Source organism: Candidatus Auribacterota bacterium (assembly GCA_026392035.1).
Lineage (GTDB): Bacteria > Auribacterota > Tritonobacteria > UBA1439 > UBA1439 > JAPLCX01.
On the sequence record JAPLCX010000060.1, the window covers coordinates 1 to 17420 of the forward strand.

The window sequence follows — 17420 nt, forward strand, 5'->3', positions numbered from 1 at the left end:
GGCGGATGCGGGAGAGGTCGTAGTTGTATGCGTCCATGAAGTGCATCCCGCCCACCATCATGGTGCGGAATGTCCTCGCGTTCTTCGCCCTCCCCACCTTCTTGTCGAGCATCCCGTTCAGGGTGTGGAGGTACTTCGTGAAGGAGAGGCCGCGCGGGGCCCGGTCCTCGTGGTAGTGCCTCCGGAGCGAGTTCCACGCCCTCATCTTCGCGAACGTCTTGAAGCGCGACTTCGCCGTCTTCCCCGCGAGGCGATTCATGTCCGTCACCAGCCCCTCGACGTCGATGAAGCGCGACATCGGGATCGCCTTCCCCTCGTCGTCGATGACGAGGTAGGTGCAGAGGGTGCAGTGGGGGTGGCAGGTGAGGTTCGTGATCTCCTCGCCGCGCAGCGCCCCGATGAACTTCGAGAAGGGGCTCACGAAGGAGAGGGGGTAGAAGTCGCTGCGCTTCACGATCCCGGTCTGCCGCTCGAGGCCGAGCATAACGTCCGGGAGGGTGATCCGCTTCTCCATCCGCTCCGCGTGCGAGATGCGCCCCGTGAAGCAGACCGGCTGAAAGCTGATGGCCGCGATCACGTCCGCGTTCGCGATGGCGAAGCGGAGGATGTCGCCCACCGCCCCGTCGTTCACCCCGCGCACGATCGTGCAGACGAGGGCGATCTTCATATCCGCCCTGCGGATGTTCTCGATCGCCTTTATCTTGACGTCGAGGAGCGGCTTCCCGCGCGTGACCTTATAGATCGCGTCGTCGAGGCCGTCGAACTGCAGGTAGATGGTGTGGAGCCCCGCCTCCTTCGCCCGCATCGCGAAGTCGGGGTCGTTGAAGGAGATGCCGTTCGACGCGATCTGGATGTGGGAAAACCCCATCCGGCCCGCGAGCTTCATGATCTCGTGGAACTGCGGGTGCAGGGTGGGCTCGCCGCCCGAGAACTGGATGATCCTCCCCGCCACCGGGCGCTCGTTCCGATAGGTCTGGAGCATCGCCGCGACCTGGTCGAGCGACGGCTCGTAGACGTAGCCGGTCACGTTGGCGTTGGCGAAGCAGATCGGACAGGTGAGGTTGCAGCGGTTGGTGAGGTCGATATTCCCCATGACGGTATGGTTCAGGTGCATGCCGCAGAGGCCGCAGCTCGAGGGGCAATTCACCTCTCCCGTGACGTTGGGGTTGCTCACGCCGTAGCCGGTGTCAAAGGTCCAGCGCTCATTCCTCAGGTAGAGATCGACATCACCCCAGTAAATATCCCTGCACTCGCCGTGTTCGGGACAGGTCTTTCGCATCATGACCTTGCCATTTTCCTCATACAGCTCCGCGGGGATGACCTTGAGGCACTGCGGGCAGAGCGACTGGATCGTTTTCGGCAGCCCTCTCTTCAATGGCTCCCTGGGATATCCTGCAAGCGTCTGGTCTCTTTCCTGGGTATCAATAGAATACGCTAAAGATGGCGTCCTCACACCAACCCTCCTTTTCTTGACTCCTTAAGGGGTGTAATATTAGCTTAGTATATGCTCAAAAATCAAGTTTAAACGGCCTTTTGGAGTAATGGGACAGTTATAGGGGGGCAAATGTGATATTACTGTGGTGTAGGGGCACGATTCCCGTCTGGAGCCGGGCAGGTATAGCGCTTGCCCGTAAGGGCCCGGGTTCGATAAAACTTGTCCTGAGCGGAGCCGAAGGATCGAACCACTACAGATTTATACCTCCCATAACTGGTGTGTCCCCGGTGTTCGCGCGAGATGCGGATCGTCGCGCTGATCGACGACCGGGCGGTGATCGAGCGCATCCTGCGCCATCTCGGCCTGCAGGGTAACTGGGGTCAAACCTGAGCAGTGGATTTCAGAGCGATGACGCAACCTTGTCGAAGCGCTTCTTCAATAGTTTATCACGCTCAAAATTATCTTGAAATCTCTTGCGGCTCTTGTACATCCCGCTCACGCATATTCCCCCCAATTGTTCTCCTATTGCCCTCAGGCTCTTTTCCCTTACACCGAATCGGCAACTGAGTTCTATAAGCATTAGCCGCGCCTCTCTGTGTCTTGCTCTCTTCTTCACTATATCTGCTGGCTTTAGACTATATTCGTCTGCTACTTTCTGCGCTATCTCAGCAACTGTGTGACTCGCCAATAGTTCTCCCAACCTGCTGAATTCCTTGTCCTCTTGCTTGCCTTCAATGAAGTGTTCATAAATCCACTCTATGAATTTAGGAGTGCCCAAGACAATCCCGGCCTTCCTTGCTTGAAGCGGACTTCTGATAGCTTCTTTCAGCCCGTCCAGAACAAATCTCTGGTAAAGCTTTGGGCCTTCTTTGGCCCCTCCCCCTATCATGCCCAGGATCATATCCTGATGAAGAAAGATCGGCGCCTTCTTCTTCCCTATATAAGCCGGGTAACTGCTCCATGGATACCTGTTCAAAAGCCCGACTTTTTCCCCTAACGGGATATCCTTCAGCTTCTTGAGCCTGACAGGATTCAGGTGCAGGTAACGACTCAACTCCAGTAGATATGCGTCCGCATCCACCAGAATAGCTTTGTATCTTCCCTGAAAAAGGTGGCCCGAGCGTCGATGTCGCCGATTGAAATAGACGGTATATGAGGTGTTGAACCGCTGCATGAAGCGGCTCAGATTAGCCAGAGGCGTATTCAATAAAAAGTGGAAGTGATTGCTCATCATACAGTAGCAATGCACTTCCACCTGAAATGCCCAGCAGCTTTCTTCCAGGATATCTAAAAATCTTCCCCGATCATGATCATCGCGAAAGATCGACGTTCGTTCATTACCTCTACTGGTAACATGGTACCATGCATCGGAAAATTGCACTCGCAGTGACCTGGCCATGATGAATGTTATGACAACTATACCTTCTTTTCAACAATAATGTCCACTGCTCAGGTTTGACCCCCTTTATGTCTAAACGGGGAGATGGAGATTTAAAATTATCCGGATTTGATTGCGCAGCATTTTTTATATTTCTTGCCGCTGCCGCAAGAGCATAGTTCATTTGGATATATTTTTCTGGCTTCATTTCTGACTGGTTCCGATTTGGGTATGGGAGGGGCAAGTTGTTGAAATCCAACAGAAGGAGCCCGATATACAAACTGTGTTTGACCATTCCTATTTGTTATTGCAAAATCACCATAACCAATTATATCCATGCCTATTAATACATCCGCCCCGCCGCTTATCTCTCCTTGAGTGACTTTCACAAAAGGGCTCATGACGGATTTTTGTGATGCTTATACCAGTCAGAACGAACACAATTCGCCACAAACGGCCTTATTTTTCGCATAAATCACGTTGTTTGCTTTTGTCCAGTATCTCCCAAGATAATAGGAGATTGGTTTTTCATCTTTCACAAAATTCCGTCATGAGCCCACAAAAGTAAAAGCGACTTTATTTGGCAAACCGATATTAACGATATATTGAAACCTTCTATCTTTTCCTCCACCGTGACATACATCAACAACCCCTATTGGTTGTAAGCCTAGAGCAGTAACAACTGCACTTGAAATGACCGAATTCGTAGCCCCGGTATCCCAAATAGCTTGATATGGGGTATGTTCTGGATGTTGGTCTGTGGATATTGTTCGGGGATCAAATGCTTTGGCAATCAATACGGGGCTGGATAATACTCTAGCGCGCCTCGGATAACTCGCACTAAAGCATTTTACTTCCATTGGCATCTCAATGGCTACACATATATTATTCTTGAATTATAAGTCTGAGTATATTCTTCATCGCCCGGGGTACATTTCTGGACTAAGAAAGTTCCAATGGCATGTTGCTTGGCCGTTTCTTTAACTGCCGCTTCTTCGGAATCATAATCACCGATAACGGCACAATTCTTAATAACAATTACTCTGCCGTTATATTTATCCACTAATTCCCTTTGGTGATCAATGTAGTATTGGAACTCTTTTTCCAAATCCGTCTTCATGTTTCCCCCGCCAGTTTTCCCAGAAACTATTCTCCATATAAAGTGTAGCATATGTCAACCCCTTTTTCGCGTTTATTCGCTCTTATTTTATATGATCTACATAACGACATAACTGTGACAATTTCTATTACCCTAAAGCCAATCATTACTTGGTGAAATTCAAAAAATTCAAACTGGCCCACTACCGAAAACCCTCTATCGTTTACTCACCCGGAAGCTTATGATAAGCTACTCGTTATTCATGAAAATGATGCTCCTGCTGTTTTTGGTCATAATGCTGTTTATCACAGGCTGTGCGGTCTACACACCCCGACCTACAGCTCATAAAATGCCTATATATCAGAGCGCCTCGATCGAGCGGCTCCTGAAGCGCCTCTCCACCGGCTCATCAACTGTCACCAACATCAAAGCCGATTTCTCGGCATCGATAACCGACCTCAAGAACATCACCACGCAGTCCTGCAGCGGCATACTGGCCATGGCGAAGCCCGACAAGCTCAGGATGAGAGGGAGCAAGGCCATGCTTCCGACGCTGTTTGATCTCCTCTACGATGGAAACCAGCTCACGCTCTTTGTCCCACGCGACAAAACAGTGTATCGGTCTGCGCGCAACGCCGAGAGCATTCGGCGGGGGCTGACCGGCGTGAGCTTCTTCACGGATATCTTTTTTGGCAATGAGGGTGAGCAGGGAAGCCTCCATTTTCTTGAAACCTCGACCTCTCAGTACACGGTCTACTCGGTTGTCCTGCTCAAGGGGAATCCCAGGCTATTAAAAAAAGTGTATTTTGAGAGAGCGAACCTTTTCCCTGTACGCTACCAGTATTTTGATGGCGAGGGAACGCTCACATGCGATATCAGATGCAGCGATTTTTTTGTGCCCCTGGCCGGAGCAGAAGCCATCCCACGGGAGATCGCACTCGAGGCCCCGCCGGGAGAGAACAAAATCGTGCTGACGCTCACGGATGTCCGGCTCAACAGCCATTTGAATCCTGAGCTGTTTACCTTCGCCATGCCTGCTGACGCCAACGTGCGTCCGCTCGAGGAGTACGCGCGATGACGAGCTTTGTCTGGGCCAATGTGCGCCACCGCAAGACCAGGAGCCTTCTCTGCGTCGTGGCCGTGGGCATCGGCATCGCACTCCTGCTCGTCCTCAGCGGCCTCTGCCGCGGCATGATCGCTGAATCGGCCCAGAGGATGAGGAACACGGGGGCGAGCATCATCGTCCAGCCGCGCAGCGCCTCGGGACTCCTCGCGTTCAAGGGGAGCAGCCTGCCGGTCAGGTATGGCCCCGAGCTCGCGCAGATTCCCGGCGTCACTGCCGCATGCCCGGTGCTCACCTGGACGACCACGATCGAAAAGGTCATCTACGTGATCTACGGGGTGGACCTGAAGAGCTACGAAGCGGTCGGCGGACGGCTCCAGCTCGTCGAGGGCCGGCCATGGAGAGACACGCACGAGCTCCTCCTGGATACGAGGCTCGCGGGCGCCAATGGTTACAAGGTCGGGGACAAAATACCGCTCCTCGGCGCGCACTTCACCGTCGCCGGCATTTTCAAGAGCGGGGTGGGCGCACGGGTCTATGTCCCGATCGAGACGCTCCAGACGTCGCTGCACCTTGAGGGGATGTGCTCGCTCTTTTTTCTGAAAACGAACACGGGCGAGGCGCACATCGTCACAGACACCGCCGGGCAAATCGAACGCCGGTTTCCCGCGCTGAGGGCGAATGCCCTCGACCGCTACGAGGACGTCATGGTGAACGAGGTGACGGGTCTCAATGAATTCTTCGGCGTCATCACCTCGACGGCGCTCGTCATCAGCTTCCTCGTCATCCTCCTCACCATGTACACCACGATCATCGAGAGGACCCGCGAAATCGGCATCCTCCGCTCGCTGGGCGCGACGAAGGCGTATATCATCCGCATGGTCATCAAGGAATCCGTCCTCCTCTGCGCCATGGGCGTCGTTGCGGGTTCGGCGTTCACCTCGCTCGCGCGCTTCTGGATTGCGGCCTACCACCCGCTGCTCACCATGGAGATCACCGCCGCCGGTTTTTTGCGCGCCGCTGCACTGGGCGTGGCGGGCGGCGTACTCGGGGCGCTTTATCCCGGCTTCAGGGCGGCCCGCATTGATCCCGTAGAGGCATTGACGTATGAATAGCGCGATTCCCCAGGATTTTATATCGGTAGCCGGCCTCTGCAAGATATACCACACCGGAGGTGAAGACGTTCACGCGCTGGACAATGTCTCCCTGGGCGTGAAGAGGGGCGAGTTCCTCTCAATCGTCGGGCCATCGGGGTGCGGGAAATCGACCCTCCTCTACGTGCTCGGCGGCCTCACCACCCCCAGCACGGGGTCGGTCCGGATCGGGGGGAAAGAGATCTGCGACCTCTCGGATGCTTCGATCTCCCACCTCAGGGGGGTACTGACCGGCTTTGTGTTCCAGCGTTTCAATCTCCTGCCCACGCTCACAATCTATGAGAACATCGCCCTCGCCCAGAAAATCAGGGGGACAGGGGTGCAGGGGAAGGAGCACATTGGCGAAATGCTCGAACGGGTGGGTCTGGGCGGCAAGAAGGGCCGGAGGCCATCTGAACTCTCGATGGGAGAGCAGCAGCGCGCGGCGATCGCCCGCGCCGTGGTGCACCGCCCCGCGATCCTCCTTGCCGATGAGCCCACCGGGAACCTCGACTCCGCCAACTCGGAGGCGATCATCAATCTCTTCATCGAGATGCACCGCGAACTCCGGCAGACAATCCTGCTTGTGACACACAACAGCGACATCGCCAGCGTAGCAGGCAGGGTGGTCCGGATGAGGGATGGGAGGATCGAATAGCGATCAATATTCCACCACGGACTTGCCTGCCGGCAGGCAGGGGCACGGAGAGCACGGAGACTTTTAAAACAGTAACAACAGTTTCTAGTGTCTTGTCACGGAAATTCCTAGCATATGTCTGTCATCGCGAGCGAAAGCGAAGCGATCTCAACATATTGGCAATCATGAGATTGCTTCGTCGCTACGCTCCTCGCAATGACAGGACTTTTGAATGCTACTTCCGAGGTGGTTAAATTTAATCCGCTTAATCTGGGTAATCCGCGGTTTGTCTTTTGAACATCAGCCTTCGTAGCGAGGAATAATCATGCAGAGTTGCTCCATTTTATGAATACTTCTTCCCGCAACATATCGGCGGTGCGCTGGTTTGTCGGCTTCGCGATCTTCATCGCCATACTCTGCCTCGCCCTTCTCTGGGCCCGCTCCGCCGGCAGGCGATCCCTCACTCATCTGATTTTTTTCATCATCTACGTGAGTTGCGCGTGCCAGTTCTGCCCCCTCAATATTATCTGGATATTCATCTGGATCGCGCGTGAGTACAACCCCTTTCTCATCGCCCTGCTCGGCTCCCTGGCAACGTGTGTGGCGAATCTCCACGACTACTACATACTCAACTCCCTCATGAGATGGGACCGGCTGGGGAGAGCAAAGGATTCCCACTGGTACAAGCGGTGGGCGGAATGGTTCTCGCGGTGTCCATTCTGGACGCTGGTCGTCGCCAACTTTCTCCCCCTCCCCATTGACGTGCCGCGCCTGCTCGCGATCTCAACCGGCTACAGCCGTATTCCCTTCACCGCCGCGACCCTCGTGGGGCGCTATCCGCGCTACCTGATTTTGACAATTTATGGGTACCAGTGCAAACCCTCCATCCGCACCATTGTGATCATCTTGATCGTCACCGCGGTGATACCTCTGACCATTAAACTAGTTCAGAAGCTGATCAATAAACCAGGCCGCACAAAAAGGGAGAACACCTGATATGCGCAGGAACCTTGTGCTCGTGCTCCTGATTGTTGCCGCCGGAGCCGGCATTCCCTGGCCCGCATCAGATGCCGCAGACCTGGATACGGCGGGCATACTCAAAAAAATGGAGGAGGCCGGCACACGCTTCACCACGCTCCAGGCTGACTTCCGCCAGGAGCGGATCTACTCCCTTTTCGACGAGAAGAGGGAATCCTCGGGGACGATTTTTTACAAGAAGCCTAGCGCAATGCTCTGGAAATACAATCCCCCGGATAACACAATGATCTATCTCAAGGAGAGGCGCGCCCTTATGTACCTCCCCGATATCAAACAGGCTCAAAAAATATCCCTGGCACAGGACAGGAAGACGGAAACGCTCCTCATCGGATTCGGCAATACCGCCGAGGAGATCAGGCGCAACTTCACTGTCGTGTCGTCGCCCGGGGGAAAAGGCCGCTACACGCTTGACCTCACTCCCAAAACTGATGAGCTCGCCTCGCACTTCCAGCGGCTGCGGCTGGTCATTGACGGGGAGCGCTGGCTCCCTGTCCGCAGCGAGAGGTTCGAACGGGGCGGCGACAGGACAGTCTTCACCTTTTCGAATTTCAAGGTGGGGGTGACGCTGAAAGACGAGCTCTTCGATTTCAAGGTCCCAGCGGGAGTGGAGGTGGTGGAATACTAAAGGCAAAAGGTAAAAGTAAAAAGTCAAAACCATAATCCAAAATTCAAAACTTAATATAATTTTAAGTTTTAAGTTGTGGCTTTGACTTTTTCGTTTTTACTTTTGACTTATAGCCGGGGTATGAGACATCATCCGCGCCTAGACTTCCTGTACTGCCTCGCCTGGTGCATGAACGCCTCGAGACGGGTGATATCATTCACCCCCTCCTGGCCGTCATAGGTCATATTCAACCAGGGGATATCCCTGAACTGTTCGCGCACCTTGCCCGAAATGGCGGTGGCAACCATGCCGGGCATGCAGGTGAACGGCATCGCGTTCACGATCCCCGACGCGCCCTTGTTGATATAGTCAATCGCCTTCCCGATGCTGAGAATCGCCTCGCCTCCAAAAGAAAAATGCATATACGGCGCGCTGTGCCTGAGGATTTCTTCGATCTCCGCTTCATGAGGGTTGCGCAGCACCCCCCCGAATATCTTCAGCATCCGCTCTTCATCCACCTGCTGCACCCTGTCCGTTATGTACCCCTTGATAAAATCCACGTACCTCCCCGCCGAGAGGCTCTCTTCAAAACGCCGATTATTTGTATAGAACACCCACTCGGTCACCGGGGCGACCCACGCCTCTCCGCCGAGGCTCTCGATGAGATGGACCAGGTTATTGTTCGTGAACCGGTTGCTCCTGAGGTATATCTCCCCCACCACGCCGATGACCGGTTTACATCCCCTCTCCCAGTCAATCCTTACCTCCCTGAAGAGATCGCGCACCTTCTCGAGCGCGGTAAACACATGGTCTCCGCCCCGCTCCAGCCCTCTCACCACGAGCTTCAGCGACTCGTCGAAGGCGCGGTCGGTTTCACCGGGGACCGCCTCGTGGGGTCGGTATTCCCGCGCGAGCTTTTCCAGGAAATCAATGGCGAGGAGGCCGCGCCAGGCGAGCCGGCGGAAGCTGCTTCCCACCTCTCCGAACTGCGACGAGTACGAGTCGCTTGAATCGGGGGAGACGATCGGGACATCCTTGAAGCCGAGGTCATCCAGGATCATCCGGTGCATCTGCGCGTACTGGCCGAACCGGCACGGCCCCAAGGCGGTGGGCATGAAGAACGCCGCCGTCCGATGATCGAAGCCCGGCTCGAATAGTTTCTTCAGCATGTCACCGGTGGTGGCGATGAACGGCAGGCACTCCCTCCCCGACGCGAATTGCCTCCCGATCTCTATCGTGCGGTCATCGGATCCCGGCAGCGGCTCGGACGGAATGCCGCACGCCCGCATCGCGGCGCTGAAGCCGTGCGCGTGCAGGGCCATCAGGGGCACATAGAGCGTGCGCTTCGTTTTCGAGAACACCTTGCGGAACCTCCACTCGCGGGCCGTGGGGACCGGGCGGCTGTTGGAGAGGCTGTCGAGAAACGCCTCGCACCTGGTGATCACCCCCGCATCGGCGCTGTGCTCGTCAATCTCGAGCTGCAGGTACGGCTTCCCCTCCATTTTCCTCCTGAAGAAATGCTCGATGAACGAGTCGGGGCCGCATTTGAAGTTCGTGATGTAGATCGCGTGGAGCCGCGGGTCATCCCTCACGACCTGGGCCGAGCTCAGGATCCTCTGGCCGTAGCGCCAGTACATATTGGGGAACTGATCGTAGATGTCGACGCGCTCCAGATTGAGGTAATCTTGTGGTATGGGGAGGACGCCGAGATCGCGGAGCTTCTTCGGCAGGTTGAGGTTGATCCCCGCATCGTAATTATTGTACGGGCGTCCCAGGATCACCATTGCCCTCTGATCTTCCCTCAGCCCTTCCAGCACCCTCCCTCCATTCTCCTTGAGCGAACGATAGAACCGCGCCTGCGCCTCCTCTGCAGCCCTGAGGGCGTTTCTGATCTCTCTCGTACCGAGTCCAATCCGATGCCCCATCCTGATCAGGGATGTTTCGATCGCCGCGCGGCCCCTCAGGTAGTGGAGCGGCGGCTGGAGCACCTTCACGGAGGCCCTCTCAAGATCGAGCGTCGCGCCCAGGATGTAGGGGATCGCCTGCACCAGGGGGCAGCAGTAGCTCTGCGGGATGCGGGGGTTGATCCGGCTCATGTTGATGATACTCGGGAGGAAGAGGTAATCGAGCTTCTCCTCCAGGAGGCTCAGGGCATGCCCGTGGACGATCTTGATCGGGAAGCAGGTCTCGGTCACCACCTTCTCGACGGAGGAGCGGATGATGCGCGGCGTGGTGGTCTCTGAGAGAACCACCTCGAAGCCCAGGCTCCTGAAGAATTCCCTCCAGTAGGGGAAGAACTCATACATGTAGAGCATGCGCGGTATGCCGACCCTGCCGCGAGATTCTCCCCGCGGGGGGTAGCGTCTCAGCCCGTCGAGATCCTTCTGGGTCTCGCCCGGTTTCGCGTCGAGCAGGAGACGCTCCCTCTCAGCGAAGTGATCGGTGATATCGCGCGCGCGCGCTTTTTCACTGATCTCGTACTTCTCGCACCGCGCCCCGTAGTAGAGCGGGCGTTCGTCGCCGAATTTGACCTTCCGGATCTCGCAGAGGTTATCACACCCCGGGCAGGTGAACGAGGATGACTCAGATGTCCGGTGGGACAGGTCGAAACCGTGGAACCTCTTGCCGCCGGCGCCCCGGCACTCCCTCATCGCGAGGAGCGCCACTCCGATCGCGCCGGTGACGTCGTGGTGCGGGGGAACCGTGACCTTCTTGCCGGTGACCTTCTCAAACGCGGCAACCACGCCATTGTTCCAGGCGACCCCGCCCTGGAAGAAAATAGTATCCCCCACCCGCCGGTCACCCACCACCTTGTTGAGGTAGTTGTGCACGATGGAATACGCGAGTCCGGCGACGAGGTTTTTCTTGTTCAATCCCTTCTGCTGATGCGCAACCAGGTCGGATTCCATGAAGACCGTGCAGCGGTCGCCGAACCGGCCGGGATTATCAGCCTGCAGCGCGAGCCGGCCGAACTCCTCCTCGATCCGGATATCCAGCTTCTCCGCCTGCTCCTCGAGGAACGAGCCGGTGCCCGCCGCGCATACCTTGTTCATTTCGAAATCAACGACGGTGCCATTCGCGATGCTGATGTATTTCGAATCCTGCCCCCCAATCTCGAATATCGTGTCAACATTCGGGTCGATATGGATGGCGGCCGTCGCCTGGGAGGTGATTTCGTTGCGCACCATGTCAGCCCCGACGTAATCCCCCGTCAGGTAACGTCCCGAACCCGTGGTTCCCACCCCGCACACTCGCACGCGGCTGCCGACCTCTTCGCCCACCTCTTTCAATCCCCGCTTCACCGCCTCGAGCGGCCGGCCTGCGGTCGGAAGGTATCGCCGCGCGATGACATTCCCCTGCCGGTCAATCACCACGACATTTGTGCTCAATGAACCAATGTCGATGCCCACGTATGCCTCGAGCGGCTCGGTGGGGTTCGAAGGGATCGGCGTGAGGGCGAGGTGGTCTGCCTCAGCGTACCTTGTAAAACTCAACACCTCCAGCCCCTGATTCTCAGGGCGCTGCGTGCGGAGATACTCCCCTATCGCCTCAAGCCCCCTGAACTTTCCTGTATTCGCGAGGCCGTGCTCAACGGCGTAGATGGCGGCGCCGATTGCCCCCATCGTCGCGTGGTTGCGCGGGATAATCAGCTCTCCCGGGAGGAGGCCGAGCACATCCTCAAACGCCTTGACCACCCCCGCGTTCGCCGCGACGCCACCCTGGAAAACAACGGGAGGCACGAATTTTCTCCCCTTGCCGACATTGCTCTTGAAGCTGCGCGCGACCGCATAGCAGAGCCCCGCGACAATGTCGTAGTCCGGCGTGCCGATCTGCTGGAGATGGATCATGTCCGATTTAGCGAAGACCGAACAGCGCCCGGCGATGCGCGGGGGCCTTTTCGACCTGAGGGCGTATTCGCCGAACTCCTTCTCAATGACGAGCCCCATGCGGCTCGCCTGCTGGTCGAGGAACGAGCCGGTTCCCGCGGCGCAGATGGTGTTCATCGAAAAGTCCTCGATGATCCCCTTCCCGGATGAAGAATCCCCGTGCATGAAGATCAATTTGGAATCCTCTCCCCCCATCTCGATGATTGTCCTCGCCCCCGGACAGAGCGCAGCGGCAGCTCTGCTTTGAGCAATGATCTCATTGACAAAATCCGCGCCAATAATTGAACAGATGAGCTTCCCCCCTGATCCTGTCACGGCGATCGCGTGAATTGTCTCAAGTGGTATCTCTCCGAGCAGGTCGCCGAGGAGCTTGCCCACGGTGGATATCGGATGCCCCCTGTGCCTGACGTAGTAGTCCTTCACAAGCGTGCCCGAGGAATCCAGGAGCGCCATCTTGACGCTCACCGAACCCACGTCTATGCCCACAGACAATGTCCGTGTATCCGTATCATCAGCTTTTGCAATCATCTCAGCTGCCTTATTTCGCTATCGCATAAATTGTGTCGTCTCAGCCAGGCCGTAGTTGAGGCTTCCCATGCGGTAGCCCTCGATATCAAGAGAGATAGAGATAAACCCAAGGCCTTTAAGTTTCCGTACGATCTCGCACCTCAACTGTTTCCCGTGGAATCGGCCAAGCTGTGCCTTGTCAACCTCGATCCTCGCTCCCCGCCCCGCGTATCGCACGCGCACATTTCTGAATCCTTTGCCCCTCAGAAATGCCTCGGCGTTTTCCACTCGCCTCAGCTTCTCCACACGTATCCGCTCCCCATAGGGGAACCGCGAAGCCAGGCAGGCCATCGCCTCGCGACGCCAGCCCGGAAGCCCAAGTTGCCTGGAGAGACGCCGCACATCTTTCTTTGTGAATCCGGCGAGCCTCAGGGGGCTCACCGCACCCATTTCGCTCACCGCTCTCTCTCCCGGCCGGTAGTCATTCAAATCATCCATGTGTGAGGCAATAGCCACATGTGCGATTTCCCCTTGTTGAGCCAGCGCACCAAGCTTCTTGAGCAACCCCAGCTTGCACCAGTAGCACCTCTCAGGCGAGTTTTGGACAAACCGCTCGTCAGTTAATGCATCAGATTTAATCATCCGATGCCTCACCCTGAGCTGGCGCGCTGTCTTTTTCGCGATTTCCAGCTCCGCGTGAGGATAGATCGCTGACATCGCCGTGACCGCGAGGACATTCTCCCCCAGAATATCCGACGCCACCTTCAACAGGAGCGTGCTGTCCACACCGCCTGAGTATGCGACGATGAGGCTGCCGTATGATTTGACCAGCTTTTTAAGCCGCTCGTATTTTCGCAAAAGGGCACTCATGGTGGCACCGCACGCAATCGGCGAATCGGGGCGAATGAGTTGGCGATACGTGGGGGCATCAAGAGGGTTCGATCAACTCAGGCCATCGCTGATCTGAACCTTCCAGCCTGCCGGGGTGAGAAAATGCTCCCAGCTCGAGCAGGTATTCCTCTTGAACGCGATGTGATTGAACGGCGACCATCGCGGCTTTTTTGGCATCTTGATCAAGCCCATGCCGGAGACCTCAACCGTCTTCTCTCCCTTTCTGAGATTGCACTCCACGCAACTGCACACGATGTTTGTCCAGGTCGTGGCCCCGCCCAGGCGCCTTGGCAACACATGATCGAGGTTGAGCTCATTCTCCTTGAAGAACCTTCCGCAGTACTGGCACGTATTCCTGTCCCTGAGATACACATTTTTGCGCGTCAGTTTGATTTCCTTCTGAGGCAGTCTATCGTAGTGGTAGAGGAGAATGATCTCCGGGATGCGAATCTTGAGCGATATCGTCCTCACATATGAGGCCCCATCGCCCTCACTCCATTTCATCCCCCCCCACCGCCTGAAATCATATGCGGCGAATGTCCCATTTTCTTTGAACACAACCTGCCCCGCCCCTCTGTATAAGAGAGAGAGTGCCCTCCGCACGCCGCAGATATGCACTGGCTGCCAGAGCCTGTTGAGGACGAGCACATTTTTTGAAGAAATGACAGATTCATCCAACTTCATAACGGAGCAGAAGTTTACCTCAGGCGCAGGAGATTGTCAATAACAGGTAACCGCAGCGCCTGGGGTTTCCTCTATTTCTGTCAAAACAGCTTCACTGTCCTACCACAGAGGACACGGAGATTGACGTGTGACACAGATTCACACAGATAGACACAGATGAACACAGATTATTCAGTGGTAAAAAGATCATCATGCAGTTTGAAAAACTTTCTCAACTAAAAAAGTTTTGCACACTTGTAATACGGAGCCTGCCGGCAGGCAGGGACACTGAGGATAACAACAGTTGAAAGCGTAGGGTTTAAGGCAAGCTGCTGCATTCAGCACGTTATGCTTTAGACTTTACTCTTCACTATTTCCTGCGTTACGCGGGGGCAAAACGGAAGCGGACCACGTCGCCGTCGCGCACCACGTAGTCCCTTCCCTCGATCCGCAGGAGTCCCTTCGCCCGCGCATCGCTCATAGCGCCGAGCCGCTCCAGATCTTTAAACGCAACCACCTCGGCTTTGACGAAGCCCTTTTCCATGTCCGAGTGGATGCGCCCCGCCGCCTGCGGCGCGGCAGTCCCCTGACGCACCGCCCATGCCTGAACAATACCGCTCTCAAGGGTAAAGAAGGTAATCAGGTTCAGGAGCTCGTAGCATTTCCTGATGAATCGGGGCAGCACCCGCTCCGTCATGTTCATCTCTTTGAGGAACTCCGCCGCCTCTTCGTCCGCGAGTTCGGCCAGTGCTACCTCTACCGCGGCGCAGATCGCGATGCTATCCGCACCCATCCCCTTCGCCACGCGGGAGACCTCATCCCCCCAGCGCTTCTCGATATCTGTATGTCGCTCACCCGTGTTCGCGATAATGATGAGCGGTTTGAGCGAGAGGAATCCAAATTCCTTGAGCAGGCCCTCCTCTTCGGCTGAGAGACCTGCCCCCCTCAGCGCTTCGCCCCGTGAGAGGGCGTCGCGAACACGCGAGAGAATGTGAGTCTTCTTTTCATCGCTGGACAATTTTCTCAGCGCCCTCTCCGCCGCCTGGAGGTCCGCCAGGAGCAGCTCGGTCGCAACGATCCCGATCTCCTCTTTCGGGTCGATCCCGGGCAATTGACAGGCGACGTCATCACCGATGAAACAGCGGACCACCTGCGCGATGACCTCTGACACTCTCACGTGGCCGAGGAACTGGTTGCCCAAACCCTGGCCTCGACTCGCTCCCTCGACGAGACCAGCGACATCGATAAAATCGACATGGGCGGGAATGACCTTCTGGGGCTTGACCAACTCCGCGAGGCGAGTGAGCCGGCTGTCAGGGACGGCGACAGAACCTTTATTGGGCTCTATGGTGCAGAACGGGTAATTCTCGTTCGGGGCATGCGCGTGGACCAGGGCGTTAAAAATGGTCGTCTTCCCCACGTTCGGGAGGCCGACTATCCCAATATTCATTATGAGGGCTTTACCTCAACAGCAGGACACGCTGAGCGCTTTGGAGAACCGGGTGGTTCAACGCAAAGGAGCCATGGGCAGCGATGGGACGCCCGGCACAAATACCATTGAACGAACAGCTACAGACGTGCCGGCACCTCTGGGCTATAGACCCTGCGCGTTGGGATCCGAGACACTGTCCGAGTAATGCGGCGGCGCGTTTTCCGCTGCCTGGGTTGTTTGCCTGTCAAGACACCTGAGCAACCTTCCGCTGGCGGGAACATAATCACAGGTTTTTCTTTTAAGGCAATCATCGCATAACTGATTCACCACCCGAGAGACCATGAGCACCTCCGACCGCTATGATAACCTAGTTCAAGGAAAAGTCAAAACGAATTCAGCCGGTAATAGATCAGAAGGTGTGAAAAAATCAGCATTAAGGTTGTCATTGCGAGGACGCCGAGTCCCGCTAAGCGGGGCGAGGCGGACGTGGCAATCTCAACTCTATGGGAGACAACAGATTGCTTCGTCCCGCTTAGCGGGACTCGCAATGATAATTTCTCATATCAGTGTACACGCGCTGAAAATACGATTTTTTCACACCTTCTCAGTTACGGAGGGAATAAAAAGGTTATCCACGGATTTTCACGGATTTTATTGAAAGGAATTTCAGGGGCTTTTGAATCCGTGTTAATCCGTGTCAATCCGTGGATGAAAGAACACTATTTGCATGGATCCGCTGCCCCACGCAACTGAGGCATTACCGTCCGGATCAGCTGAGCGCTGCTCAACGAATACGCGCGCTCAATCCTTGCCCTTCGCTCCGGTGAGCACTTCGTACATCGCGTCGAGTGCCTGGGGGATCACCTTCGTGCCCGCCGTGACGGGCATGAAATTCGTATCCCCGCTCCAACGCGGCACCACATGGACATGCACGTGATCAGCCACTCCCGCCCCGGCGACCGCCCCCAGGTTAATGCCCACGTTGAACCCCTCTGGCCTGAGCGCCCTCTTGAGAAGTGAGATAGAATCGCGTACCAATGCGATCAACCCGGCGAGCTCGCGGTCATCAAGGCCATCAAGATCCGCCACATGCCGGAATGGGGCGATCATCAGGTGCCCTCCATTATAGGGGAAGAGGTTGAGCATGGAGAAACACGTTGCCGTCCTGCCCACAATATGGTTCTTTCTATCGTCGCGCTCCTTCGCCTTATCACAGAATATGCATCCCCCGGGTGCCCCCTGCTCGATGTAGCGCTTCCTCCATGGTGCCCATAGCTGCTTCATCCGGTCTCCTCGCTAGTGGCCGCCGCACGTTCCGCACTGACCGGGCGATGGCCTGCAGGCCGCGCAGCCCCCGCTCCCGGTCGAACTCCTGACCACCGAGCCTGATGTAAAGCCAAAACGAGAAAAAAGCCTGCGCGTACGCTTCGAACCGCATCGTGGACACGCCGCGCCTCTCGCCGGTTCCGTGCTTTTCTGGAGGGTCTCAAAAAGCTCGCCGCACCCCCCGCAGCGGTACTCGTAAATCGGCATCCGCCAGACCTCCCTCGCTCTACCCTTGCTCACCTGTCCTGAAAAATCAATGTCATGCACCCGACGCGTAATTATACTTTAAAAGCGCATGGGGCGTCACTACAATCAACGGTTTTGGAT

General features: G+C 56.2%; 15 protein-coding genes. 5 read left to right on the top strand and 10 right to left on the bottom strand.

Annotated elements, in window-relative coordinates; translation table 11 throughout:
- From NTX71_05755 to NTX71_05770, 4 genes are all read right to left on the bottom strand, one after another.
- On the bottom strand, positions 1-1453 hold a 1453-nt coding region (locus NTX71_05755; protein MCX6339407.1), incomplete at its 3' end, for a radical SAM protein.
- Between the two features lie 382 nt (positions 1454-1835).
- Entirely contained in the window at positions 1836-2834 is a 999-nt protein-coding gene (locus tag NTX71_05760; GenBank protein MCX6339408.1) for a transposase, read from the bottom strand.
- Between the two features lie 98 nt (positions 2835-2932).
- Positions 2933-3202 carry an SEC-C metal-binding domain-containing protein gene (locus NTX71_05765; protein MCX6339409.1) on the bottom strand — a complete coding sequence of 90 codons (270 nt, stop codon included), beginning with the start codon at positions 3200-3202 and terminating at the stop codon, positions 2933-2935.
- Positions 3203-3687: 485 nt separating this feature from the next.
- Positions 3688-3984, bottom strand: a complete 297-nt coding sequence (locus NTX71_05770) for a hypothetical protein (protein ID MCX6339410.1) — start codon at positions 3982-3984, stop codon at positions 3688-3690.
- A gap of 277 nt (positions 3985-4261) precedes the next feature.
- Between NTX71_05770 and NTX71_05775 the strand changes: the two genes are divergently transcribed.
- From NTX71_05775 to NTX71_05795, 5 genes are all read left to right on the top strand, one after another.
- Complete coding sequence (locus NTX71_05775; protein ID MCX6339411.1) at positions 4262-4990, top strand: hypothetical protein; 729 nt, start codon at positions 4262-4264, stop codon at positions 4988-4990.
- Positions 4987-6090 (top strand): ABC transporter permease, encoded by a 1104-nt coding sequence (locus NTX71_05780; protein ID MCX6339412.1) that lies wholly within the window; start codon positions 4987-4989, stop codon positions 6088-6090. Before NTX71_05775 ends, NTX71_05780 begins: the two co-directional genes overlap by 4 nt.
- Positions 6083-6766 (top strand): ABC transporter ATP-binding protein, encoded by a 684-nt coding sequence (locus NTX71_05785; GenBank protein ID MCX6339413.1) that lies wholly within the window; start codon positions 6083-6085, stop codon positions 6764-6766. Before NTX71_05780 ends, NTX71_05785 begins: the two co-directional genes overlap by 8 nt.
- A gap of 324 nt (positions 6767-7090) precedes the next feature.
- Positions 7091-7741 carry a VTT domain-containing protein gene (locus NTX71_05790; GenBank protein MCX6339414.1) on the top strand — a complete coding sequence of 217 codons (651 nt, stop codon included), beginning with the start codon at positions 7091-7093 and terminating at the stop codon, positions 7739-7741.
- Between the two features lies 1 nt (position 7742).
- Positions 7743-8408: an outer membrane lipoprotein carrier protein LolA gene (locus NTX71_05795; GenBank protein ID MCX6339415.1), complete on the top strand. Its 666-nt coding sequence runs from the start codon at positions 7743-7745 to the stop codon at positions 8406-8408.
- 128 nt (positions 8409-8536) lie between these two features.
- Here NTX71_05795 and NTX71_05800 read toward each other — a convergent pair whose 3' ends face one another.
- The 6 genes from NTX71_05800 to NTX71_05825 all read right to left on the bottom strand — a co-directional run bounded on the left by NTX71_05800 (position 8537) and on the right by NTX71_05825 (position 17333).
- Positions 8537-12802 (bottom strand): acyl-CoA dehydratase activase, encoded by a 4266-nt coding sequence (locus tag NTX71_05800; protein MCX6339416.1) that lies wholly within the window; start codon positions 12800-12802, stop codon positions 8537-8539.
- Positions 12803-12820: 18 nt separating this feature from the next.
- On the bottom strand, positions 12821-13651 hold the full coding sequence (gene larE, locus NTX71_05805) for an ATP-dependent sacrificial sulfur transferase LarE (GenBank protein ID MCX6339417.1): 831 nt from the start codon (positions 13649-13651) through the stop codon (positions 12821-12823).
- Positions 13652-13723: 72 nt separating this feature from the next.
- A complete protein-coding gene (locus tag NTX71_05810) occupies positions 13724-14356 on the bottom strand; it encodes an HNH endonuclease (GenBank protein ID MCX6339418.1) in 633 nt (210 codons plus the stop codon).
- A gap of 361 nt (positions 14357-14717) precedes the next feature.
- Positions 14718-15785: a redox-regulated ATPase YchF gene (gene ychF / locus NTX71_05815; GenBank protein MCX6339419.1), complete on the bottom strand. Its 1068-nt coding sequence runs from the start codon at positions 15783-15785 to the stop codon at positions 14718-14720.
- Between the two features lie 783 nt (positions 15786-16568).
- Positions 16569-17051 carry an HIT domain-containing protein gene (locus tag NTX71_05820; GenBank protein MCX6339420.1) on the bottom strand — a complete coding sequence of 161 codons (483 nt, stop codon included), beginning with the start codon at positions 17049-17051 and terminating at the stop codon, positions 16569-16571.
- Positions 17052-17063: 12 nt separating this feature from the next.
- On the bottom strand, positions 17064-17333 hold the full coding sequence (locus NTX71_05825) for a zinc ribbon domain-containing protein (GenBank protein MCX6339421.1): 270 nt from the start codon (positions 17331-17333) through the stop codon (positions 17064-17066).
- Positions 17334-17420: the final 87 nt, after the last annotated feature.